The following is a 23,065-nucleotide window of genomic DNA, read 5'->3' as shown; positions in this document are numbered from 1 at the left end:
CGGCCGCAGCACCAGGGCCCGAGCCGCAAGAGCCTCCTTCGTGATGACTTTGTGAGAGCCGGGCACGGGACGACCGCTCGGACGGCAGGTCCGCTCCGGCGGGGATAACGTCGCGGTAACGACCCACCGCTGAGACCCAGCGACGGACCAACGGACAGAGGAGAGCGCGATGGACCCTTCACCGGGTAGCACCGAGCACCAGCCGCTCGAGAACGTCCTTGCCCTGGGTGACGCACACCGACCGGCACCTACCGCGTCGACCTCACCACCCAGGAGTGGTGGTGGTCCGACGAGACCTACCGGATCCACGGGTTCGAGCCCGGCGAGGTGGTCCCGACCACGGCGATGGTCCTCGCCCACAAGCACCCCGCCGACCGTGAGCAGGTACGCCACGTGCTCGAGGACGCACGCCGCACCGGCGCCCCGTTCGCCTCGGTGCACCGCATCATCGACGCCCACGGCAAGAACCACGTGGTGTCGATCGTCGGCCGCGGCCGGACCGACGACCACGGCGACCTCGTCGACCTCGTCGGCTACGTGCTGGACCTCACCGGCAGCATCAAGCGCTTCGCGTCCGAGGAGGCGAACTTCTCGATCCGCGCCGCCGCCCAGAGCCGCCGCGACATCGAGCGGGCCAAGCTGCTCGTGAGCCTCGCGCTCGGCGCGGACGACGACGAGGCCTTCGCCCTGCTGCGCCGTCGCTCCAACGACTCGAACGTCCCGCTCCGGGCGCTCGCCGAGCGGCTGGTGCGGCACGTGCGCACCGCCACCGTGCCCGGACAGCCCGTCGACCCGACGCGCGCCCTGCGCCACTTCGACGCGAGCCTCCGCACGGAGGGATGAGCCTCACCGCAGAGCGGGGAGCGGGCCGACGCGCGACGCCGTCAGGCGCCGACGCTGTCGGTCAGCTCGGCCCCGGTGCTGACCCGGGCGCAGTGGCTGCAGCAGAACGTCTCGTCGTCCACGTCGACGCCGTGCCCCAGCACCGCGCACCCGCAGTGGGCGCACCGCGGTGCCATCGCGTGGATGGCGCACTCGAACGAGTCGTAGACCCCGCTCGCGCCGTCGGCCTTGGTGATCGTGAAGGTGTGTGCGTACTCGTTGCCGCACATGTCGCAGGTTGCCATGTCGCCCCTCCGTCGATGAACGGGTCGGCCCGTGGCTGGACCAGTCGCGCGAGGTGCGCCCGGTCCCCCGGGCTCGCCGGCCCCGCCCTTTCCACGCTAGGGCGAAACCGGCGAGCAGGCCACCGCGGCGCTCGAACTGCCGACGTCGGTAGTCCGTGCCCAGATCGGTAGTTCGCACTACCGACCTCGAGACGAATTGCCGACGTCGGTAATTCGGGGGCAAGGGCTGGGCGTCAGCCGATCCCGAACAGGCGCTTCAGCCAGTCGATCAGACTGTCGACGACGTCGCCGAGCCAGCCGCCGTGACCGCCCCCGTGCCGCTCGTCGACCGTCACCGGCTCCGACGTCGCGACAGCAGGTTCGCCGCCGCCCGCGGGGACTGCCGTGACCTCGACGCTCAGCTCGTGCCCCACGTCGGCCTTCTTGACCCGGTAGTCCTGCTCCGTGCCCTTGCGGCCGATCGGCTCGCCGTCGCGCAGCCAGCGGTACGAGAACTCCGCGTCCGCGGACCACCGGCCCGGGTCGGCCGTCAGGCGCGAACCCTTGACCGCGTCACCCACGATCGAGGGCGCCACCGTGTTCTCCAGCGGCGTGGTGACCTCCGGCAGCAGCTCGATCTCGGTGGGCCCCGGGTTCGCCACGAGGCGCGCCCCGGTGTCCGACGGCGCCACGTCCGTGAGCTCGTACAGCCCGTTCATCTCGATCGAGCCGTCCGCCGCGATCTGCGGCACCGTGGCCGCGGAGTCGGTCGTGACGAACCAGTCCTCGCCGACCTCGGCCGGCCGCCCGTCGGAGGCGTCCGCCGTCGTGCCGTCGAAGTAGTTGGACGGGTCGGTCAGCAGCGACGTGTCGTCCTGGGCGAGGCCCAGCACGTCCGACGCCGCGGCCCGCCACGACAGCACCCCGGCAGCCTCGTACGCCGTCTCGCTCGCGTTCGTCTCGAGCCGGACGCCCCGCTCGTTGTCGACGGAGGTGACGCGGTCGAGCCGGATGTCCGGACCGGAGTTGGACGTCACGCCCGTGGCGAGGTTGTCGAAGGCGACCGCGTTGCGCAGCAGGTGGTCGCCCGGCATGGACTCACCGCCGAGCTTGAACCCGTTGCCCTCGCCCGTCCGCGTCGGGTCCGCCTCGAGCCACCCGTTGCTGTACGCCACCGAGTCCTCGACCACCACGGTGCCGATCGGGCCGGTGGTGGACTTGGCGAACAGGTCCCAGCCGTCGTCGATGTTGTGGTGGGCGATGTTGTACCGGAACACGTTGCCCTCGCCGACGGTGAGCTTGGCCGCGAACCCGTCGGCGTCGTTGCCGCCGTCGTCGGCATTGTTGTGCGACACCGAGGAGACCACCAGGTTGTGCGACGGCCACATCGACGGCGGCTCCGCGGACCGGCCCGAGATCTGGATGCCGGTGTCCCGGTTGTGGTGCGACTCGACACGCTCGACCACGTTGTGGTGCCCCTCGACGAGCATCGGCTTCTGCTTGTCCGCCGAACCCGTGATCTCGAGGTCGTACACATGCCACCAGTCGCCGCGGATCACGAGGCCGCCGTCGGGCGACTCCGACAGGTCGAGCACCGCACGGGTGCCCGGCTCCGACAGGATCGTGATCGGCGCGTCCTCGGTACCGTCCCGGCCGCGCTCGGCCACGACCGCGCGCTGCGGCGTGTAGGTGCCACCCGCCAGCACGATCTGCTGCCCGGGCTGGGCGAAGCCGACGGCCGTGTGCAGGTCGAGCGGGTCGGCCTGCGTGCCCGCACCGTCGGCCGAGCCGTCGGGCGCCACCCAGATCGACTCGCCCGGCTCGCCGTACGAGTCGACCGTGACCGTCAGGGGGACGTCGACCGGGTCGGTCGACTCGATCCGCTCGTACTCGCCGAGCTGCGGCTGCTCGGCGTCGGGCAGCAGCCGCGCGGTGAGTGCGTTCTCCCCCGGCGCGAGGTCGACGCTCACGAGCTCGCGCTCCCCCGGCGCCAGCTCGACGCCGTCGACGACGACGTCACCGGCGGCGTCGAGGATCTGGCCCTCGCCGTGCATGGTCGAGACGAGCGGCACGTCGATCTGGTCGTGCGGCGTGGTGGAGGTGACGTCGACCTGCAGGTCGGCCGGCACGTACTCGATCGGTCGCTCCTGCGCGGGCTCGTCGTCGTCCGGGTGGATCGTCGTGAGCTCCCAGTCGGTGACCGTGACCTGGATCTTGCGTGCCACGGCCATGCCGACGTAGAGCGCCTCGGGGTCCTGCTGGAGCAGCATCTCGGGGTCGTACTGGATGACCTCGATGTCCTCGCCGTCCGCACCGGCACCGTGCCAGATCGCGTGGAACCCGGTGTTGGACCTGCGCAGCGTCAGCTCGTAGACGTCGCCGTCGCCGAACTTCGGCCCGGTGGCGATCTCCGGCCGGTAGTCCGGGTCGAACACGACCGAGTCGCTCTGGTCACGCGACCCGGCGGTGTTGTCGTCGGTGGCGCCGGTGTAGCCGTGCACGAACCGGGCGCCCGGCATGCCGTTGACCACGTTCTCGGTGCCGTCGCCGAACCGCGTGAGCAGCGCGCCCGCCGAGTTGAAGTAGCGGTGCGGCGAGGACTCGGCGACCAGGTCGTCGACCGCCACGACGCCGAACCCGGACTGGTTGTCCTTCGCCGCCGAGTCGTCCACGTGGAACGTGGCGGTCAGCGTGAAGTTCTCGGTGGCCGGGTCGATCCTCGTGAAGTAGTACTGGAACCCGTCCTCGGACGTGGCGAGCTTGGTGGAGCTCGCGCGGGCGTCGAAGGTGATGGTCCCGTCGGCGTTCTCGACGATCTCGCCGCCGGAGCCGGCGTTCGATCCGACGTCCGCCGACTGCCAGCGCTCGACCGAGTCCGCCACGGTCACCTCGAAGGGCGCACCGGCGGCCTCGTCCGTGCCGCGCTGCGCGACGACGCGCACCTGGTAGGTCTGGCCGACGGTCAGCCCGGCGATCTCCGCGCTCGTGCCGGTCACGCCGTCGACGGCGGTGGTGAAGCCGGTGCCGTCGGTGCTGGTCTGCACGGCGTAGGTCGTGGCCTCGGGCGTGGCTCCCCACTCGACGGCGACGGTGCCCTGACCGCCGGAGACCGCCGTGGTGAGCGCGCCGGTGATCTCGGGGCCGACGAGCGGTAGCGAGAACTCGCCGGTGGTCGCCCGCTCGGAGACCAGCGGGTCGGCCTCGCCGGAGCGGGTCAGCCGCACCTCGACCTCGTAGGTGCCGGAGGCCGGTGGGGTCAGGGAGACGGTGCCGGACGTCCCCTGCGCCGCGGTGAAGTCGCGGTCCACGATCTCGCCGGCCGCGTCGTACAGCAGGGCGTGGGCGATGTCGCCGCCGTCGGTGCCGACCAACCCGCTGTAGGCGACGGCGAGCCGGGCCGGGTCCTGCGGGTCGGGCGTGACGCCGTCGACCACCGGTGCCGCGACGTCCGCCCAGGGCGCGCGGGCGACGTCGTCGTCCATGCCGAGCTGGGCGTAGTAGACGTTGACGCCCGAGGACGGCGAGGAGAGCCAGTAGGTCCCCGCGGCCGGCACCTCGAGGACCTCGGTGGCGACGGGCACGCCGGAGTCGTCGGCGAGGGCGGGGGCGGCGTCGACGACGGTCCACGACTCGTCGAAGAGCGCGAGCTCACGGTCGCTGCTGCCGCTGCCGGAACGGGCGTGGACGAGGACCTCGGTCGCCTCGTCCACCGTGAACCGCAGCGACCGGTGGTCGGCCGTGCCGGATCCGTTGAGCTTGAGCCGCTGGGTGTACTCGTCGCCGCGGTCGGAGGTACGGCTGCTGCCGTCGACGTCGACGTCCTTGCCCTCGGCGGCCTTGACGGTGAAGTCCCCGGCGACGACGTCGCTCGTGTACTCCCCGGCGGTGAGGTCGTCGGCGCTGAACGCCGTCTCGGGGCCGGCGGCGACCGCCGCGACCGCCGGGCCGAAGGTGAGGGCCGCTGCCGCGACCACCGCCCACGACGCACGGAACCTGCTGCCTGTCGGTGTCATGGATCTCCTCGTCGAGATGCGCATCGCTCAGCGTCGAACGTGCGGGAAACCGGTTTCCGACAAGGTAGCCGCATCCTCGTCCCGGCGTCAAGGGTCGGCCCCGCTCGCGCACCGCGCCGCCGTCGTACGCTCGAACAGTGCAACCCGCCCCCCGGCCGCTCGCCCCCACCTACCAGCAACGCCGCTGGGAGCTGCCCCCCGACGCCGTGATCCACCACGGCACGGTGGACGACGCCGCCCGCCTGCTCGAGGGCCGCACCGTCACCGCCCTGACCGGCGCCGGGATCTCCACGGACTCGGGCATCCCCGACTACCGCAGCCCCGACTCGCCACCCCGCAACCCGATGACGTTCCAGCAGTTCACCGGCGACCCCGACTTCCGCCGCCACTACTGGGCCCGCAACCACGTCGGCTGGCAGCACGTCCGCCGCACGCACCCCAACGCGGGCCACCGGGTGCTCGCCGACCTGGAGCAGCGCGGCATCGTGCGGGGCGTCATCACCCAGAACGTCGACCTGCTCCACGAGGACGCCGGCTCGCGCACCGTCATCGACCTGCACGGACGCTACGACCGCGTGATCTGCCTGCAGTGCGGCCGCACCATCTCGCGCTCCCACCTGGCCGAACGCCTCGACGCGCTCAACCCGGGCTTCGTCGAGTCCGTGCTCGACGGCGGCACCACCGTCGCGGACATCGAGATCGCCCCGGACGCGGACGCCGTCATCGCCAAGACCTCCCACTTCCGCCCGGCGGACTGCGAGTTCTGCGGCGGCGTGCTCAAGCCGGAGATCGTCTACTTCGGCGAGAACGTGCCGCGCGCCCGCGTCGACGACGCCTACGCGCTGGTCGACTCCGCGGACGCCCTGCTGGTCGCGGGCACCAGCCTCACCGTGATGAGCGGGCTGCGGTTCGTGCGCCGGGCCGCCCAGGCGGGGCAGCGGGTCGTCATCGTGAACCGCGGCGAGACCCGCGGCGACCCGCTCGCCACGGTCAAGGTGGACGCCGGCGTGAGCGAGACCCTCGTCGCCCTGGGTGAGATGCTCTGACGCGTGCCAGCACCGTCCACCGCGCGGACCGACATCCAGGGCCTGCGCGCCCTCGCGGTCGCCGCGGTTCTCGGCTTCCACCTGTGGCCCGCCGCGGTCACGGGCGGGTACGTCGGCGTGGACGTGTTCTTCGTGGTGTCCGGATTCCTCATCACGAGCCACCTGCTGCGCCGCCCGATCCGTGACGGCCGCGACCTGCTCGGCTTCTGGGCCCGGCGGGTGCGCCGCCTCATCCCGGCCGCCAGCCTCGTGCTGCTCGTCACGATCGTCGCCGCGGCCGCCTGGCTGCCCACCACCACGCTGGTGCAGGTCGGGCGGGAGGTGCTCGCCTCGGCGCTGTACCTGGAGAACTGGGCCCTGGCGAGGTCGGAGACGGACTACCTCGCCGCCGACCAGCTCCACTCCCCCGTGCAGCACTACTGGTCGCTGTCCATCGAGGAGCAGTTCTACCTGGTGTGGCCGCTGCTCCTCGCGGCGGTCGCCTGGGCCGGCCTGCGGGCGCGGCGCCGGCATCGCGACCCGGAGCGCACGACGGCGGCACTGGCGGTCGCGCTGACGGGTGCGGTCCTGGTGGCCTCGCTCGGCTGGTCGGTGTGGATGACGTGGGCGGAGCCCGCCGCCGCGTACTTCGTGTCCACCACACGGTTCTGGGAGCTGGCGCTCGGCGGGCTGCTCGCCGCCGTGCTCGCCCTGCGGACCGTCCGGGCGCCCGCCCCGGAGGGTCAGGTCGGCGCGGAGCCCGGCTCGCCGCCCTCCGTGTCCGCCCTGCGCGCCGCGGCCGCCTGGACCGGCCTGGCCATGATCACCGTCGCCGTGCTGACGTTCGACGCCGAGACCGCGTTCCCCGGGTACGCCGCCCTGCTGCCGACCGTCGGGGCGCTGCTCGTCATCCTCGCCGACGCCGACCGGCTCCGCGCCGGCCCGGGTGCCGCCCTGCGCTGGCGGCCCGTCCAGTGGCTGGGCGACACGTCCTACTCGGTGTACCTGTGGCACTGGCCGCTGATCGTCATCGCACCGTTCGCCCTGAGCCGCGACCTCAGCGACGTCGACCTGCTGGCGATCCTCGGGGTGACCCTCCTGCTGGCCTGGTTCTCCCAGCGGTACGTCGAGGACCGCCTGCGGTTCCACCCCCTGCTCACCCGCCGTCTCGGGGCGACCTTCGCGATGCTCGGGCTGTGCGTCGCCGTCGTCGGAGGCACCGCCGTCGGCGTCCGGGAGTGGGCGAGCGCCGCCGAGCGGGACGCCGTCGTCGACGCGCGCGCCGCCGTCGCGCAGGCCGGGCCGTGCCTCGGCGCGCAGGTGGTCCGCGACGAGGCCTGCGACGACCCGGGCCTCGTGCTGCCGCCGACCGCCGCCGCGCAGGACAAGCCGGTGGTGTACGCCGACGGCTGCTGGAACGACTCGCCCTTCACCACCCGGAACGTGTGCACCTACGGCGGGGACGGCACCGGGGAGCCGACGGCGCGGCTCGCCCTGGTGGGCAACTCGCACGCCGGGCACTGGGTCCCGGCGCTCGAGGACGCGATCGCCACCGACGGCTGGCAGCTCGACACGTACCTGCAGTCCGTCTGCTACACCGTCGACGCGCCGATCGAGCTCCCGGGCGAGGGCGTGACGCAGGCGTGCCAGGCCACGAACCGGTGGGCCGTCGAGAGCGTCGTGACCGGCGGCTACGACCTGGTGGTCCTGTCCGACCGCACCCACCAGCCGCTGGCCGGCGTCGCCGAGGAGGACCAGGTGGCCGCCGCCGAGGACGCCTACCGCGAGACGCTCGCGGCGTTCACCGACGCCGGCATCCCGGTGCTGGTGCTGCGCGACACCCCGGCGATGCCGCGCAACGTGCCCGAGTGCCTCGTCCAGCTCGCCTACGACCCCGACGCCTGCGGCGCCCTGCCCGCGACCGCGCTCGAGCCAGACCCGCTCGCCGCGGCCGCGAGCGCCGACACCACCGGCCTGGTGTCGGTGACCAGCGTCGACCACCTCATGTGCGACGAGATCTGCCACCCGGTGATCGGCGGCGTCACCGCGTACTTCGACCACGGGCACCTGACGGCGACGTTCGCCCGGACGCTCGCCCCCGAGGTGTCGGGTGCCGTCCGCGCGGCGCTCGAGAGCCCGCCGTAGGCTGCGAAGCATGCTGGACGCCGTCGTGGTGGGATCGGGGCCGAACGGGCTCACGGCCGCGGTCACGCTCGCGCGCGCCGGCCTCGAGGTCGTCGTCCTGGAGGAACAGCCCACGGCGGGCGGGGGCGCCCGTACCCTCGACCTCGGCCTGGCCGACGGGATCGTGCACGACGTCTGCTCCGCCGTCCACCCCATGGCGTGGGCCTCGCCCGTGCTGCGCGCGTTCGACCTGGCGACCCACGGCGTCGAGCTGCTGACCCCTGGCGTGTCCTACGCCCAGCCGTTGCCCGGCGGCCGCGCCGGGATCGCCTACCGCGACCTGGAGCGCACCGTCGAGCGCCTCGGGGCCGACGGCGACGCGTGGCGCTCGCTGCTCGGCCCGCTCGCCGAGCACTGGCAGGCGGTCGTCGGGCTCGCGCTGTGCGACAAGCGCTCCTGGCCTCCGGGCCTGTCCGACGGCGGAGCAGCGGTCACGGCCGCCCGCTTCGGCCTGGCGGTGGCCGAGCAGGGCACCGGGCTGTGGGGGCGGCGGTTCCGCACCGAGGAGGCGGCGGCGCTCCTGACCGGGGTGGCCGCGCACGCCATCGCCCCGCTGCCGTCGACGGGGGCGGCCGGGACGGCGCTGCTCCTGGGGGCGTTGGCGCACGCCGGTGCGGGCTGGCCGATCCCGCGCGGCGGGTCGGGCGCGATCACGGCGGCGTTGCAGGCCGAGCTGGAGTCCCGGGGCGGCACCGTGGTGACCGATCATCCGGTGCGGTCACGCGCCGACCTGCCGCACGCCGCGACATACCTGTTCGACACCTCGCCCGGGACCCTGCTGGACGTGCTGGGCGACGACCTGCCGCCGTCACGACGCCAAGGACTGACGGGGGTCGCGCGCGGCGACGCCGCCGCGAAGGTCGACCTGGTGCTGTCCGGCCCGGTGCCGTGGACCGAGCCGGAGGTCGGCCGGGCGGGCACGGTGCACGTGGGCGGCACCCGTGCGGAGATGGGCCGGGCGGAGGCGGCCGTCGCGGCGGGCGACCACGCCGAACGGCCGATGTGCCTGGTCAGCGACCCGACCGTCGTCGACCCCTCCCGTGCGAAGGGCGGCCTGCGCCCCCTGTGGGCGTACGCGCACGTGCCCGCCGGTTCCACCCGCGACGTGACGGACGACGTGCTGGACCAGATCGAGCGCTTCGCGCCCGGCGTGCGGGACGTCGTCGTCGCCTCGCGGTGCACCCCGGCCTCCCGGCTGGCCGAGCACAACGCGAACCTGACCGACGGCGACATCGCGGGCGGGCGCGTCACCCTGTGGCGGATGATCGCCCGGCCGACCGCCCATCCCAACCCGTACCGGCAGGCCGGCGGGGTCTACCTGTGCTCGGCGTCCGTGCCGCCGGGCCCCGGGGTGCACGGCATGGCCGGCTGGCATGCGGCCCGGCACGCGCTGCGGGAGGTCTACGACCTGCGCACGGCGACCCTCTGAGCTCCGGTCGGGCTCAGGGAGCGAGGTAGGCCACGTCCCCGTTCGAGCTGCGGACCTCCACGGTGCGCTGCGCCGCCGGGTCCGTCGGGCCCTCGATCGTCTCGCTGCCGTTCGACGTATCGATGACCAGGTTCACCGGCTCACCGTCGCCGACCACCGTCGCCGAGCCGTTGCTCGTCCGGGCCAGCACGTCTCCGGCTGCACCCGCCACCTCGACCCTGCCGTTCGAGGACTGGGCCTCGACCTCCCCGCCGACGGTGGACACGTCGACCGACCCGTTGCTCGTGCGGGCGAGCACTCCCGCGCCGACGTCGGAGGCCGCGACGTCACCGTTGCTCGACCGCGCCGTCACCCGCCCCTCGACGCGGGACGCCTCCACGTCACCGTTCGAGGTCCGCGCCTCCACGTCCCCGCCCACGTCGGCAAGGACCAGGTCACCGTTGCTCGACGTCGCCAGCACGTCGCCACCGATCGCCTGCGCGACGACGTCGCCGTTCTCCGAGCGCAGCTCGGCCCCGTCGAGGCCCGACGCCTCCACGTCACCGTTCGAGGTCCGCGCGTCCACCGCCGTCCCCGTCGGGACGACGGCGCGCAGCTCGCCGGAGCACACCCAGGAGAACCAGGCCCACGAGGGGCACTCGTGCGTCAGCACCAGCCGGTCGCCCACCTGCTCGACCCCGTACCGCGGGGAGACCAGACCACGGTGGGCGACGACCTCCACCTCGATCCCGGTGATCGCGTCGTCGGCCCGGACCTCGACGTCGCCGTCGGCCACGAGACCCAGGTCCGCCGAGGCGTCGTAGTCCTCGCGGGTGGTCTCCGTCGAGGACACGGCCCGGTCGACCAGGAGCAGCGCCGCCCAGGCGACCACGAGGACGCCGAGGCCGAGGCCGACGGCGAGCAGCACGCGCCCGGCCGTCCCGCGGCGCCCGTCGGTCGCGGGTCCCGGGGCGGGCGAGGAGCCCGGGGAGGATGTGGTGTCCGGGGTGGGTGTGGTCATCGCAGATCTCCGTTCAGGTCGAGCCAGCGCAGGACGGCGAGGACGCGCCGGTGCGCGTCGGCGTCGGGCGGCAGGCCGAGCTTGCTGAGGATGTTGGTCACGTGCTTCTCCACGGCGGCCGGCCCGACGACGAGCCGGTCGGCGATGGCGGTGTTCGAGCGGCCCTCGGCCATGAGCGCGAGCACGTCGCGCTCCCGTGGGGTGAGGTCCGCCAGGTCGTGGCGTGAGCGGGCGAGAACCTGCGACACGACCTCCGGGTCGAGGACGGTCCCGCCGCCCTCCACACGCGCGACGGCGTCGAGGAACTCGTCGACGTCCGCCACGCGGTCCTTGAGCACGTAGCCCAGGCCGCGGGTGCCGCGGGCGAACAGCTCGGCGGCGTAGCGCTGCTCCACGTACTGCGAGAGCACCAGCACCGGCAGGTCGGGGTGCAGGCTGCGCAGGTGCACGGCGGCACGCAGCCCTTCGTCGGTGTGCGACGGCGGCATGCGCACGTCGGTGACGAGCAGGTCGGGCAGGGTCACGCCCGGGGTGCTGAGGGCGGCGACCATCTCCTCCGCGGTGCGGTGGCCGGTCACCTCGTGCCCCTCGGCCTGCAGCAGCCGGGTGAGACCGTCGAGCAGGAGGACCGAGTCCTCGGCGATCACGATGCGCACGGGAGCTCCACGGTCAGTCGGGTGCCGGCGTCGGCCGGGCTGGTCAGGTCGAAGGTGCCGTCGAGCGCGGCCACGCGCCCTCGCAGGCCCGCGAGCCCGCCCCCGGGCGCGGTCCCGGCACCGCCGCGGCCGTCGTCGGTCACCTCGACGCGCAGCACCGGTCCGGAGCCCGCGGCGCCCTCGGGGACGACGGCGGCACGGACGTGGGCGACCGACGCACCGGCGTGCTTGGCGACGTTCGTCAACGCCTCCGCGACGACGAAGTAGGCGGCTGCCTGCGCCGTCGTCCCCGCTGCCTCGAGCCCGGACGCCTCCACCCGGACCGGGACGGGGCTGCGGGCCGCGAGCGCCGACAGCGCCGCGTCGAGACCGCGGTCGGAGAGCACGGCGGGGTGGATGCCGCGCACCAGGTCCCGCAGCTCGGCGAGCGTCTCCTTGACCTCGCCGTGGGCCTGCTCCAGCGCGTCGACGGCGGCGGCGGGTTCGCGCTCGGCCACGCGCCGCGCGGTGCCCAGCGTGACGCCGAGGGCCACGAGGCGCTGCTGGGCGCCGTCGTGCAGGTCGCGCTCGATGCGACGCCGTTCGGTGTCCGCGGCCTCGAGGGCGGCCGCGCGGGTCTCGGAGAGGACGTCCGCGCGCTCCGTCGCCGCGGCGGCGGCCGACTCGGCGACGCGCGCCTCGGACTCCGCGAGGGCCTGGGCGGCCCGCGCCTGCGCGGCGGCCGACGGCCCGAGCAGCGTCCGCGCCAGGCGCACGATGGTCAGGGTGCCGGCCTGCGCGCAGCACGCGGCGAGCCAGAGGGCCACGACGACAGCGACGAGGAGGAGGAGGGTGCCGGCGGCCGTGGCGAGGGGCCCGGCGTCGCCGCCGCCCAGGAGGAACCGGGCGGCCAGCACGACGCCTCCGACGGCGCCGGCCGCCATCGCGACGACGAACGCGAGGTAGACGCTCGTCAGCAGCAGCGCGACGACGGCGTACGCCGTCGCGCGCCAGCCGACCGGGTCGCTCGAGGCCGCCCACAGCCGGGTGACCCGGTGCGGGCCGCCGGGCCGCCGTCGGGCCGGGGCGGGCACGACGGCGCCGGTCTGCGCGGCCAGGCGCGCCCGCTCGGCGCCGCCGAACGCCCGGGCGAGGGCGAGCGCCGGCGGCAGCACGAGCAGCCCCAGGCCGAGCACGGGGACCAGGGCGGCCGCCGTGACGACGACGATCATGACGGGGAGGCCCGCCGTCAGGGCCCAGAGCCAGCCGACGACGACCTGCGCGACGCCGTGGTAGGTCGCCGGGGCGAACGGGGCGCGCAGGAACCCGGAGGTCGTCAGCGCCGGTGCGACGCGGCCGGTCGCCGGCTCTGTGCTGGTCATGCCACCGACCCTACGGAGGCGGCGACCCGTGCGGAATGCGGCGCACCCACGGGTCGGCGTCGGGTTGTCCCTACCCTCGGCGGGCATCGAAGAAGGCGCGCAGCACGTCGGCGCACTCCTGGGCACGCACGCCGGTCACGACCTCGACCGCGTGCAGCGCACGCTGGTCGCGCACCATGTCCCACACCGACCCCGTCGCCCCGGCCTTCGGGTCCCACGCGCCGAGCACCAGGCGGTCGACCCGCGCCGCGACCAGCGCCCCCGCGCACATCACGCACGGCTCCAGCGTCACGACCAGGGTGCAGCCGTCCAGCCGCCACCCGCCGCGCTGCTCGGCCGCGGCGCGCAGGGCCAGCACCTCGGCGTGCGCCGTGGGGTCGCCCGTCTCCTCGCGGCGGTTGCGGCCGGTGCCGAGCACCTGCCCGTCCGGGCCGACGACGACGGCGCCCACCGGCACGTCGTCCGTGGCCGTCGCGTGCGCCGCCTCGGCCAGGGCCGCTCCCATGAGCTCCGCCCAGACGGCGCGGCGGGCACCGAGGGAGGGCGGCGGGAAGGTGTCGTCCGGGGCTGACCGGTCGGCCGAGGGGTGGTCCACGCGGTCAGGCTACCGACACGTCCGCGGAGCCGGTCGTTGCGCCGAAGGACAATTCACCCGAGGTCGGACCTTCCCCTCGACGCCGACATGATGCTCTAATAGCATGCGTCCCCGTTTCCTGCCCGCTGAGCGCCTCGGTTCGCGCTCGCGCCCACCCGCTGAAGGGATCACACAGCCGTGAAGAGAATGCTCGCGAGCGTCGCCACCGCCGCGCTCGCACTGGGAGGGCTCGTCGCCACCGCGATGCCCGCCTCCGCCCACACGCCGAAGGTCAGTGTCGACTGCCAGAACCTCACCGTCGACCTCTGGGCATATGCCGGCGGCGACGGGAACTCCGTCACGGTCACGGTGAACGGCGAGGTGAAGATCGACGAGTCCTTCGGGACGTCGTTCCGCCGGACCCTCGAGCTGGACCCCACGCAGAGCAACGAGTGGACCGTCGACGTCGACGCGTGGGACAACGACGTCTACGACTTCGACGAGGCCGGCACGACCGAGCCCTGCGTCGCGCCGTCGCCCCAGCCGGAGCCGGAGAACGAGATCCAGACCGCGTTCTACGTGTACCCGAAGCTGCGCGACCACGAACCGGCCGCCTGGCACAACTCGGGCAAGCAGACGCGGATCGCCGTCCGGGACGGTGCCGAGTTCTGGGAGACGCTGCCCGAGGAGTACCCGGGTGAGTACTTCGACGTCGCGGACCTGCCGGCGGACGTCTGCGAGTCCTGGGGCGTCCAGCAGGACATCGTCGGGATCCACCAGGGCTTCGACTGGGCAGACTACGTGCACATCACGTACCCCCACGGGCCGCTCTTCCAGGACCTCATCGCTCACCGTCACACCGACCTGAGCGAGTTCCTGCCCGAGTGCGGCGACCAGCCCAAGGAGAAGGTCACCCTGCCCGCCCCCTCGTCCGTCGAGCAGTGCGACGCCGAGGACTCCGTCGAGCTCCCCGAGAGCGAGCACGCGACGTACACCGAGAAGTGGAACGACGACCGCACCGAGGTCACCGTCACCGCGACCCCGCACGAGGGCGTCGAGCTCGCCGAGGACAGCGAGACCAGCTGGACGTTCACGTTCACCCATGAGCCCTGCGAGGTCGAGCCTGAGCCCGTGGTCGTGACGCCGGACCTCCCGTCCGTCGAGGACCTGTGCGGCACGGAGAACGACGACGTCCGCCTCCCCCAGAACACGGACGAGGTCATCTACGAGACCACCGCCGACGGCATCGTCGCCACCCCGGCCGAGGGCTTCGCCTTCGACGAGAAGCTCCCCGCCGAGTACACGGCGCAGGACGACGGCACGGCGATCTACACCCTCCCCGAGGGTTCCTTCACCGACGAGCCCTGCGAGCTGGTCCCGGGTGACATCGGCGCCGTCTGCGACGCCGAGACGCCGTACCTCGTCTACGAGGTCTCCCTGCCCGAGGGCTCCGAGGCCACCGGCGAGAACCCGCTGACGGTCACGTTCCTCAACCCGGACGGTGACGACCACGTCACCACCGACCTCCCGCTCGAGGGCCGCCTGCTGTGGCCGGGCGCCTCCGCCGAGGAGCCGCTGCAGTGGCCGGGCTGGGAGCAGCTCGAGGACGGCTCGTACGTCGAGACCGACGACAACTACGCGTGGACGCGCGACGGCGTCCAGGTCCAGTTCGAGGTCAACCCGGACTACTCGATGGTCGTGAACTACCCGCCGGCCTCCGAGGAGTGCGCCGACGCGCCCAGCGATCTCCGTGAGGCACCCGCGCAGACCGTCGTCGACGTCCCCGTGGACGCCGAGGAGGTCGCCGCCCAGGAGGACGAGCTCGCGGTGACGGGTGCGACCATCGGTGTCGCCGCCGCCGTGGCACTCCTGCTGGTCGGTGGTGGTGTCGCACTGTTCGTCGTGCGCCGTCGCCTCCAGCAGAGCTGACCTGCTCACGACTGAGCACTGAACGGCGAAGGGCCCGACCGGCACGACCGGTCGGGCCCTTCGCCGTGCTGACGGCCGAGCGGTCGTCGTGCCCCGGTACGGTGTGACCATGCGCCTGCACGTCACCGACCACCCGCTGGTCGCCCACAAGCTCAGCGTCCTGCGGGACGAGTCGACGCCGTCGCCCATCTTCCGGCTGCTGGTCGACGAGCTCGTCACCCTGCTCGCCTACGAGGCCACCCGTGACGTGCGGACCGTGCCCAAGGAGATCACCACCCCGGTCACCACGACGACGGGCGTCAAGCTGAGCGATCCCAGCCCGATCGTCATCCCGATCCTGCGCGCGGGCCTGGGCATGCTCGAGGGCATGACCCGCCTGCTCCCGACCGCCGAGGTCGGGTTCCTCGGTCTGCAGCGGGACGAGGAGACGTTCGAGGCCGTCACGTACGCCAACCGGCTGCCCGACGACCTCACCGACCGCCAGGTGTTCCTGCTCGACCCGATGCTCGCCACCGGCGCCACCCTGGTCGCGGCGATCGACTACGTGCTCGAGCGCGGCGCCCACGACGTCACGGCCGTGTGCCTGCTCGCCGCGCCGGAGGGGTTGCAGGTGCTCCAGGACGCGATCGGTGACCGCGTGGACGTGCAGGTCGTCGTCGCCGCCGTCGACGAACGGCTCAACGAGAAGAAGTACATCGTGCCGGGGCTCGGCGACGCCGGGGACCGGCTCTACGGCGTGGTGTGAGCGACCGCGTGGCGTGAGCGACGGCCGTCCCGCGTCAGCGGTACTCGCAGAGGCCCGTCTTCTCCCACTGCTTCCACTGGCCCATCCACACGCCGTCCCACTGCTCGGACTCGTACCAGCGCTTGCCGTGGTCGTGACCCTTGCCACGATCACGGCCCTTGCCGTGACCGTGCTCGCCGGCGGGCGGCGCGCCGTCCCAGTCCAGGTAGCGGTAGGCGTGGCCGTTCCACGACCGCACGTCGCCGCTGGCGTACTTCGCTCCCCAGGCGATCCGTTCGGCACACCACCCGGCCTCTGCCGCAGTGAACGTCTCGACCTCGAGCTTCGTCGACCAGTCGCCGGCGGTCACCGTCCACGTCCCGCCCTGACGGCCGTCGACGCGTCGGCTCTCGACCGCACCCGTCTCGCCGGCCGCCACGACGATCTTCTGGGCGTGGCCGTGCGGGCCCTCGACGCGGAAGGTCGTGCGCACGGTCGATCGGCTGTTGTCGAGAAGCACACCGACCTTCCGCCACGACGTGGCGTGATCGCCGTGCAGGTCCATCTGGACGTCACCCTCGTCGAGGCGGGCCCGGGGGTCACGGACGACGCACCGGGCGGAGTCATGCGACGCCTCCCGCTCGGCGGTGAACTCGCGCCCCTCGATGGTGCGTGCGAGGCGGACGGTCACGCTCCCTGAGCCGGTGCGCCACGAACCGTCGTCGATCACGAACCGGGTGGATCCGCGTGCCGCGAGGGCCCGCGTCTCGACACCCTCCCCGCGGCGCAGCAGCATCGCCGCCCAGGCCCGGTGGTCGTCTCCGGCGACCTCCACGACGACCTGCGCGGTTCCCGCGTCGCACTGCGCGGCGGCGGAGACGTCGACGGCGGCCGGCCATCCGGGCGCCTCGGCACAGCTGTCGAAGCCGACGTCGATCCCCCGCAGCTCGACGCCGTCGGCGAGCACGGTGCCGGACGCCGTGCCCCAGGGGACGCTCAGCTCGAGGGTGCCCTTCGCCCCGGCGGCGAGGCGGACCTCGTCGGTGCTCCCGCCGGCCCGGGCGCTGAAGACCACCGGCAGGGTCGAGCCCGTGTTGTCGACCGGGATGGTGAAGGTGCGCGTCGACGTCTCGCTCGCGGCGTCGTAGGTGCAGGCCTCCGCCGCCTCGGCCCGGCCCGCGGCGGGGGCGATCCGCGCTCCGTCGTAGGCGGCGGTCGGGGCGACGGCCGGCACGACGCCGGAGGTCGGCTGGTCGCCGTCGGAGTCGGTCACCCATCGGTACAGGTTGAACGTGGCGGTGCCGGCGGCGAGATCGCCGCCACCGGTCGTGCGCCCGAGGTCGACCGACTCCCCCGCGCCGAGACGCACGGCGTCGGTGGTCCCGCCGGCGGCCGTCAGCGACGCCTGCATCGGTTCGCCCGTCCGGTTGGTGATCGTGCCCTCGATGCGGACCTTCCCGCCGTCGTTGAGCACGGTGGCCGCTGTCTGCACGTCCCAGCTCGGGTCGTAGCACTCGGCGGAGCCGTGGGTCCCGGCCGTGACCGTCCGGCTGTACGTGGTGCCGCCGACCACCGTCGACACCGTCCAGGTGCCGGCGCCGGCGGGGACGCGCAGCCCGTCGGGTGCCGTGAGCGTCGTCGACTCGCCCGGGGCCAGCGTCGAGGGGGTCGAGACCTTCGTGCCGGCGGCCTCGAGCGTGGCGGAGATCGTGCGGCCGGTGAGGTTGGTGTAGGTGCCGGTGACGACGGCGTCCGCCGTGGCCAGCCCGCCGGTGGCGCGGCACGACGCCTGCATCGACGACACCCCGGCGTTGGCACCCTGCCACCCGCGGGGCGCCGTGACGACGGCGACGGAGCGGACCGTCGGGACGCCATCCAGCGCGGGGACCACCGTGACGTCGTAGCTGCCCTGCGCGGTGGTGCCGTCGGCGACCACGGCGGCGCTGCCCGAGACGGACTCTCCGGGAGCGAGCCCGGCCCCCGTGCACAGCCACACCGAGGCGCCGTCGTCGGCCGAACCGTCGCGGGCGGTGCAGTCGAGTCCTCCACCGACGCCGTGCGGGACGAGCCCGGCAGGGACGCGGACCTTCGCCGTCCATCCGGCGTCGACCGGCTGGTCGCCGCTGTTCCGCACGGTGAAGGGGATCTCTGCCAGGCCAGGGTTGGCGACGGAGGTCGCGCCGGCGGCCGCCGCGGTGAGCTCCGGGCCGAAGTACTCGACCCGGACCGGATCGAGCGCGACGCTGCGGGCGTCCACGCCGTCGGCCCACGTCTGCGCGGAGACGGTGTACGAGCCGCCGTCCCGCACGACGAGAGGGACGGTCACGGTCCGCGCCTCGCCCGGCGCCAGCGTGCCCACAGCGCAGAGGGTGTCCTGCGGCCTCGTCGTCGGGGTGCAGGCCAACGACTCGGACGTCGGGTGATGGGTCCCGGCGGAGGCGCCGGACGGCGTCGACGTCGACGCGAGCCGGACGCCCTCGGGGAGCGTGAGGAGCACGTGCGATCCAGCGGCCGCGACCTCGCCGAGGTTCGTGACCCGCAGCGCCAGGTCGTTCGTGACCCGCGGCTCGAGGTCGGCGTCCGGTTCGGCGACGGCGACGACCACCTCGGCGGGCGTCGGGACGTGGACGTCGTCCGAGACCAGCTCGGCTTCCTTCAGGAAGGGGACGTTCGCCGGGTCCGTCGGGTCGTCGCTCGGTGCCGGCGTCGGGTCGCTCGGTGCCGGCGTCGGGTCGGCGGAGGGCCACGGCAGGCTCTCGGCGGAGTGCAGCGGAGGCTCCGGGACCCCCGGGGGTTCCTCGGAACCGATGGCACCGAGCACGCTGACCACACCGGCGGCAGCGACGGCGACAGCGCCGGTGGAGGCCGCCACGGTCGCTCCCGAGACCCCGGCCGTGGTCGCGGCGACGGCAGTGGTCGTCGTGCTGGCGGTGACCGTGGTCGCTCCAGCGGTGGCAGCAGTCGCGGCACCTCCGGTCGCGGCACCACCTGTCGCCGCGCCCGCGGTGGTGGTCGTGCCGGCAGCGGCACCGACCCCGGCCGAGACGCCCGAGGTGGCCCCCGCCGTCGCGCCCCCGACCGATCCCGTGACGCCCGCACCGACACCACCCGCGGTGCCCGCGGCACCGGCGGCACCCGCAGCTCCGACCGCGCCTCCGGTGACGAGACCCAGCGGCAGCGCCCCCAGCACTGCCATCCCGGCCACACCGACGACCAGCGGCGCGACGACGCCACGCATGCCGTGCGCCACGTCGCCCAGCTCGAGGACCAACGTCCGGCAGTCGCCGCAGCCGTCGAGGTGGGTGTCGACCTGGGCGATCTCGCGGCGGGCGAGGCTGCCCCGGACGTACCCGCCGAGCAGCGCGTTGACCTTGCGGCACGAGTCGGCGGGCTCCGCCGTGAGGTGCTCCTGCAGGTAACCGACCCGCAGCCCTTCGCGCGCGCGGTAGGCGAGGGCGGAGACCCCGTTGGGCGTGAGCCCCAGGATCGGCGCCACCTGGGCGGGCGTGAGCTGTTCGATCTCGGTGTACCACAGCACCGCCTGCCACCGTTCCGGCAGCCCCTGGTAGGCCCGCGCCACGATGGTGCTCTCGAACCCGGCCAGCGTGGGGTCCTCGGGCGAGGCCGACGGGCCGAGGGCGGCCTCGAAGGTCCAGTCGTCCGCCGTCGGGCGCGTGCGCTGAGCACGGCGAGCGAGGTCGGCGGCGAGCCGACGCACCACGGTGAAGAGGTAGGCCCGGAAGTGGGTGTCGGGGCCGTCGCCGTGCTGCAGGACCCCCAGCACGCGGTGGAACGCCTCGGAGACCACGTCGTCCGCGTCGCTCACCGTCGTGACGTACTGGCGGGCGAGGACCCGCGCCGCAGAGGCGTGCCGCTCGTAGAGGGCGCCATAGGCGTCGAGACTGCCGCTGCGCACCTCAAGGATCAGCTCGCCATCGCTGGGAGCTGATCCGTCCGAACCCACGTAGACGTCGGTCACGTCGCAACCCGCTTCTTCGTCACTCCCCCGAGCGTGCCCGCACCCAGCAGAGCACGGACGGCGTCACTCTACGCTGGATCATGGCCGGCGGGGTGCTGGGCGGAGGGTGAATCATCAGTGGCGCGATTCACCCTCACCGGTTGGCGCGAACTGCGTCATGATGGAGACCTATGAAAGTCCCTCCACCATGAGTTTCCCACCCAGCGGTGCACCCGCCGCCGCCACCCGTGAACGCTGGCGCACCGCCAGCCTCACGGAGGTATGGCTGCGCCCCGGCGACTGGTACCACCCTGCCGTGGACGCGCTGGTCGAGGCGGTCGAGGCGGGGCGCAGCCCGGAGGCTGCCTCGCACCGGCTGGGCACGGCACGCAGCGCAGCGGGCATCGGCCTCGACGAGACGCTGGACGACGTCGCCTGCCTCTACCGGTCCGTCGGGGCGCCGCTCGACGTGGATGCGGTCCGCGGTGCCGCGCAGGGCTGGGTGCTGGTGCGCGAGCGGGACCCGGCACCCCGGGGCATCCGCGACCCTGCCACCGGGCTGCCGACGTCCGCCTACCTCGGCGAACGGCTGCGGGAGACGTACGGCCGTGCCGCCGGGAACGAGCAGGACGCCTCCGACTCGCACTGCCTCGTCGTCCTCGACGTGGCGGTGGACGAGCTGGACGCCTGGCAGCGCATGGGGCGGGCCGCGTCGGTCGGCAGGACGCTGGGACAGGTCTTCGGTGACGGCCACCCGATGGCGTCGCTCAGCGACGGCGTGTTCGCGGTCCTCTGTGAGCGGAGCGCCGCCACGGCACGGCTGGCGCAGTCGGTCCGCAAGATCGTCGAGCGCAACGCGGAGGTCCTGGGCGTCGCGGAGAGCCTGCGCCGCCCGGTGCGCGTGTGGGTCGAGCGGCTGCCGGAGTCCCACCAGGCCGCCCTGGAGCTGATGCGGAACCTGCGCCGCTGACCGGCCGTCCCATGACGAGGGCCCCGGACGCTGCCGTCCGGGGCCCTCGTCATGTCCGGCGACCTGTCATGCCGTGGTGAAGGTGAGACAGTCCGCGTGGCTCGGGTCCTGCGGTCCGGCGCCGACGCGGATGGCGCTGGCCGCACACTCCAGGTCCTCGTTGTGGACACAGTCCGTGCGCTGGCAGGCACCGACGTGCGCCACGACCTTCTCGAGCCCGCCCTTGGTGCTGAGCGGGATGAACGTCGCGCAGGAGGCGTCCCCGGGGACGCCCGCGATCGTCACGGCCCCCGCGTGGCAGTCGTGGTCGTGGTTGTAGCTGCAGCCGTCCACGGTGCAGCTGGTGACCTCGGGCATCTCCATCAGGGTGGTCATGATCTCGCTCCTCGCGTCAGGTCTCGCACTCGCCGATATCTCGATGATAGGCGTGAATGAGATTCCTGCACAGGAAAGCGAGATATTCACCAGCGGTAAGGAAAGCCTTACCAGAGAAGAATCTATTGACGAAAGAATGCCGTTCCTGAAAGCAGGCGCTCAGTCGCGGTGCGGCGCCGGGCGCCACAGCACGAGCGCTCCGCCCTGCTCGCGGCGCGACTCGACGTACAGCTCGGTGCGCCGCACCCGCTGCCCGCGCGGCACCGCCACCACGTCGCCACCGGTCCCGGCGGCGAACACGCGGCCCTCGGCACGCTCGCGCTCGGCCAGGAGGCTCGCGAGCTCGTCCAGGCGGTGCTCGAGCACCATGACGTGCTGCTCGAGGTCGAGGATGCGCTTGACCCCGGCGAGGTTGATGCCCTCGCTCTGCGCGAGGTGCTGCACCTCGAGCAGGCGGGCCACGTCGCGGCGGGAGTAGCGCCGTCCGCGGCCACGGGTCCGCCGCGGCACGACCAGTCCGAGCCGGTCGTACTGGCGCAGCGTCTGCGGGTGCAGCCCCGTGAGCTGCGCGGCCTGCGAGACCGTCAGCACGGGTGCGTCGTCGGTGACCATGTGGACCTCCTTCGCTCCCTGACGTGGTCCGGCGGACCAGCCCTTACTGTGCGGCCTGGGCGGCCAGCGCGGCGCGCACGTCCTCGCCGTCGGCCTCCGCGGCGAACTCCTCCAGAGCCTTCTTCGCGGCCCGGCTCAGCTTCTGCGGCACCACCACCTGCACGCTCACGAGCAGGTCGCCGGTACGCTTCGCCGTCGCCACGCCGCGGCCCTTGACGCGCAGCACCCGGCCCGACGGCGTGCCCGCCGGCACCTTGAGCCGCACCTTCTCGCCCGAGAGCGTCGGGACCTCGACCGTGGTGCCCAGCGCGGCCTCCGCGAAGGTGACCGGGAGGGTCATGCGCAGGTTGACGCCGTCGATCGAGAACACCGGGTGCTCGCTGACGTGCACCGCGATGAGCAGGTCGCCCGCGGCCCCGCCGGCCGTGCCCGGACGGCCCTTGCCGCGCAGCCTGATCTTCTGCCCGTCGTGCACCCCGGCCGGGATGCGCGCGGTGATCTTCTTGCCGTCCACGGTGAGCTCGACCGTGGTGCCCTCGACGGCGGCGCGGAACGGGAGCGTGGCGCGCGTCTCGACGTCTGGCCCCCGGCGCTGCTGCGGGCCTCCGAACCCGGCCGGCCGGCCGGTGCCCGCGCCGCCGAACATCGAGCCGAGGATGTCCTCGAACCCCGCACCGCCGGACTGGTACTGCTGGTACTGCGACCCGGGGCGCGCTCCACCGCCGAACATCGAGCTGAAGACGTCCTCGAACCCACCGGACGCGCCGCCCGGGCCCGCGTTGAAGCGCGCGCCGCCACCGGCCATCGACCGCACGGCGTCGTACTGCTGGCGCTGCTCGGTGTCCGAGAGCACCGCGTAGGCCTCGCCGATCTCCTTGAACCGGGACTCGGCGGAGGCGTCACCGGGGTTCTGGTCCGGGTGGTACTGGCGGGCCAGCTTGCGGTATGCCTTCTTGATGGCCGCCTGGTCGGCGTCCTTGGGGACGCCGAGCGCGGCGTAGAAGTCCTTCTCGATCCAGTCCTGACCGGTCACGACGTCCCTTCCTCACCTTCTCCGACGGTTGTGGGCGCGATTTCTGGCCCGTTTTGCCCGTGATGGCCGGGGTAGGTGCCCCCCAAACCCGCCCACCCCCCACACGCCGGGCCCAC

The 23,065-nt window shown here is 73.6% G+C and carries 17 protein-coding genes and 1 pseudogene; 8 read left to right on the top strand and 10 right to left on the bottom strand.

Annotation, left to right across the window (positions count from 1 at the left end; genetic code table 11):
• Positions 1-288: 288 nt before the first annotated feature.
• Together ACH5HR_RS14170 and ACH5HR_RS14165 are read left to right on the top strand one after the other, a co-directional pair.
• A pseudogene (locus ACH5HR_RS14170) lies at positions 289-525 on the top strand (PAS domain-containing protein); the annotation flags it as partial.
• Between the two features lie 12 nt (positions 526-537).
• Positions 538-843, top strand: a complete 306-nt coding sequence (locus ACH5HR_RS14165; protein ID WP_416478527.1) for an ANTAR domain-containing protein — start codon at positions 538-540, stop codon at positions 841-843.
• A gap of 41 nt (positions 844-884) precedes the next feature.
• Here ACH5HR_RS14165 and ACH5HR_RS14160 read toward each other — a convergent pair whose 3' ends face one another.
• Both ACH5HR_RS14160 and ACH5HR_RS14155 read right to left on the bottom strand, forming a co-directional pair.
• Positions 885-1,127 carry a metallothionein gene (locus tag ACH5HR_RS14160; protein WP_402376996.1) on the bottom strand — a complete coding sequence of 81 codons (243 nt, stop codon included), beginning with the start codon at positions 1,125-1,127 and terminating at the stop codon, positions 885-887.
• Between the two features lie 233 nt (positions 1,128-1,360).
• A complete protein-coding gene (locus ACH5HR_RS14155) occupies positions 1,361-5,119 on the bottom strand; it encodes a right-handed parallel beta-helix repeat-containing protein (RefSeq protein ID WP_416478427.1) in 3,759 nt (1,252 codons plus the stop codon).
• A 137-nt stretch (positions 5,120-5,256) separates the two neighbouring features.
• On the opposite strand from ACH5HR_RS14155, the gene ACH5HR_RS14150 reads away from it, so the two are divergent.
• From ACH5HR_RS14150 to ACH5HR_RS14140, 3 genes are read left to right on the top strand one after another with little or no spacing between them, the layout of a single operon-like run.
• Positions 5,257-6,165 (top strand): Sir2 family NAD-dependent protein deacetylase, encoded by a 909-nt coding sequence (locus ACH5HR_RS14150; protein WP_402377002.1) that lies wholly within the window; start codon positions 5,257-5,259, stop codon positions 6,163-6,165.
• Between the two features lie 3 nt (positions 6,166-6,168).
• The gene (locus tag ACH5HR_RS14145; RefSeq protein ID WP_416478425.1) at positions 6,169-8,289 is read left to right on the top strand and encodes an acyltransferase family protein; all 2,121 of its coding nucleotides are present in this window, start codon (positions 6,169-6,171) and stop codon (positions 8,287-8,289) included.
• A gap of 10 nt (positions 8,290-8,299) precedes the next feature.
• Positions 8,300-9,757 carry a phytoene desaturase family protein gene (locus ACH5HR_RS14140; RefSeq protein WP_416478423.1) on the top strand — a complete coding sequence of 486 codons (1,458 nt, stop codon included), beginning with the start codon at positions 8,300-8,302 and terminating at the stop codon, positions 9,755-9,757.
• 13 nt (positions 9,758-9,770) lie between these two features.
• On the opposite strand, the gene ACH5HR_RS14135 is transcribed toward ACH5HR_RS14140, so the two are convergent.
• The 4 genes from ACH5HR_RS14135 to ACH5HR_RS14120 form a co-directional block, all read right to left on the bottom strand.
• Complete coding sequence (locus ACH5HR_RS14135; protein ID WP_416478422.1) at positions 9,771-10,757, bottom strand: DUF4097 family beta strand repeat-containing protein; 987 nt, start codon at positions 10,755-10,757, stop codon at positions 9,771-9,773.
• Entirely contained in the window at positions 10,754-11,413 is a 660-nt protein-coding gene (locus tag ACH5HR_RS14130) for a LuxR C-terminal-related transcriptional regulator (protein ID WP_402377011.1), read from the bottom strand. Before ACH5HR_RS14130 ends, ACH5HR_RS14135 begins: the two co-directional genes overlap by 4 nt.
• Positions 11,401-12,774 (bottom strand): sensor histidine kinase, encoded by a 1,374-nt coding sequence (locus ACH5HR_RS14125; RefSeq protein WP_416478421.1) that lies wholly within the window; start codon positions 12,772-12,774, stop codon positions 11,401-11,403. Before ACH5HR_RS14125 ends, ACH5HR_RS14130 begins: the two co-directional genes overlap by 13 nt.
• A 70-nt stretch (positions 12,775-12,844) precedes the next feature.
• On the bottom strand, positions 12,845-13,279 hold the full coding sequence (locus ACH5HR_RS14120) for a nucleoside deaminase (RefSeq protein ID WP_416478525.1): 435 nt from the start codon (positions 13,277-13,279) through the stop codon (positions 12,845-12,847).
• A gap of 267 nt (positions 13,280-13,546) precedes the next feature.
• On the opposite strand from ACH5HR_RS14120, the gene ACH5HR_RS14115 reads away from it, so the two are divergent.
• Together ACH5HR_RS14115 and upp are read left to right on the top strand one after the other, a co-directional pair.
• Entirely contained in the window at positions 13,547-15,277 is a 1,731-nt protein-coding gene (locus ACH5HR_RS14115) for a hypothetical protein (protein ID WP_416478419.1), read from the top strand.
• A gap of 109 nt (positions 15,278-15,386) precedes the next feature.
• Positions 15,387-16,022, top strand: coding sequence for a uracil phosphoribosyltransferase (gene upp / locus ACH5HR_RS14110; RefSeq protein ID WP_402377019.1), 636 nt, complete (start codon positions 15,387-15,389; stop codon positions 16,020-16,022).
• 34 nt (positions 16,023-16,056) lie between these two features.
• On the opposite strand, the gene ACH5HR_RS14105 is transcribed toward upp, so the two are convergent.
• Positions 16,057-19,980, bottom strand: coding sequence for a sigma-70 family RNA polymerase sigma factor (locus ACH5HR_RS14105; protein WP_416478417.1), 3,924 nt, complete (start codon positions 19,978-19,980; stop codon positions 16,057-16,059).
• Between the two features lie 187 nt (positions 19,981-20,167).
• On the opposite strand from ACH5HR_RS14105, the gene ACH5HR_RS14100 reads away from it, so the two are divergent.
• Positions 20,168-20,929, top strand: coding sequence for a nucleotidyl cyclase domain-containing protein (locus tag ACH5HR_RS14100; RefSeq protein WP_402377024.1), 762 nt, complete (start codon positions 20,168-20,170; stop codon positions 20,927-20,929).
• 66 nt (positions 20,930-20,995) lie between these two features.
• Here the strand turns inward: ACH5HR_RS14100 and ACH5HR_RS14095 are convergent, their stop codons facing one another.
• The 3 genes from ACH5HR_RS14095 to ACH5HR_RS14085 all read right to left on the bottom strand — a co-directional run bounded on the left by ACH5HR_RS14095 (position 20,996) and on the right by ACH5HR_RS14085 (position 22,949).
• Positions 20,996-21,304, bottom strand: coding sequence for a DUF1540 domain-containing protein (locus tag ACH5HR_RS14095; RefSeq protein ID WP_402377026.1), 309 nt, complete (start codon positions 21,302-21,304; stop codon positions 20,996-20,998).
• Positions 21,305-21,463: 159 nt separating this feature from the next.
• Entirely contained in the window at positions 21,464-21,916 is a 453-nt protein-coding gene (locus ACH5HR_RS14090) for a heat shock protein transcriptional repressor HspR (RefSeq protein WP_402377028.1), read from the bottom strand.
• A 43-nt stretch (positions 21,917-21,959) separates the two neighbouring features.
• The gene (locus ACH5HR_RS14085; protein ID WP_402377030.1) at positions 21,960-22,949 is read right to left on the bottom strand and encodes a DnaJ C-terminal domain-containing protein; all 990 of its coding nucleotides are present in this window, start codon (positions 22,947-22,949) and stop codon (positions 21,960-21,962) included.
• Positions 22,950-23,065 lie beyond the last annotated feature (116 nt).

The sequence above is a fragment of the Isoptericola maris genome (assembly GCF_048065335.1).
Taxonomy (GTDB): Bacteria; Actinomycetota; Actinomycetes; order Actinomycetales; family Cellulomonadaceae; genus Isoptericola; species Isoptericola rhizosphaerae.
Note: the sequence above shows the minus strand (reverse complement) of the source record. Positions and strands in the feature narration are given on the sequence as shown.

Excerpts from the sequence above, each read along its gene's own strand:
- ACH5HR_RS14160 (WP_402376996.1), bottom strand. The coding sequence starts at position 1,127 with ATGGCAACCTGCGACATGTGCGGCAACGAGTACGCACACACCTTCACG.
- ACH5HR_RS14155 (WP_416478427.1), bottom strand. The coding sequence starts at position 5,119 with ATGACACCGACAGGCAGCAGGTTCCGTGCGTCGTGGGCGGTGGTCGCG.
- ACH5HR_RS14140 (WP_416478423.1), top strand. The coding sequence starts at position 8,300 with ATGCTGGACGCCGTCGTGGTGGGATCGGGGCCGAACGGGCTCACGGCC.
- ACH5HR_RS14135 (WP_416478422.1), bottom strand. The coding sequence starts at position 10,757 with ATGACCACACCCACCCCGGACACCACATCCTCCCCGGGCTCCTCGCCC.
- ACH5HR_RS14125 (WP_416478421.1), bottom strand. The coding sequence starts at position 12,774 with ATGACCAGCACAGAGCCGGCGACCGGCCGCGTCGCACCGGCGCTGACG.
- ACH5HR_RS14120 (WP_416478525.1), bottom strand. The coding sequence starts at position 13,279 with ATGGGAGCGGCCCTGGCCGAGGCGGCGCACGCGACGGCCACGGACGAC.
- upp (WP_402377019.1), top strand. The coding sequence starts at position 15,387 with ATGCGCCTGCACGTCACCGACCACCCGCTGGTCGCCCACAAGCTCAGC.
- ACH5HR_RS14100 (WP_402377024.1), top strand. The coding sequence starts at position 20,168 with ATGAGTTTCCCACCCAGCGGTGCACCCGCCGCCGCCACCCGTGAACGC.
- ACH5HR_RS14095 (WP_402377026.1), bottom strand. The coding sequence starts at position 21,304 with ATGACCACCCTGATGGAGATGCCCGAGGTCACCAGCTGCACCGTGGAC.
- ACH5HR_RS14090 (WP_402377028.1), bottom strand. The coding sequence starts at position 21,916 with ATGGTCACCGACGACGCACCCGTGCTGACGGTCTCGCAGGCCGCGCAG.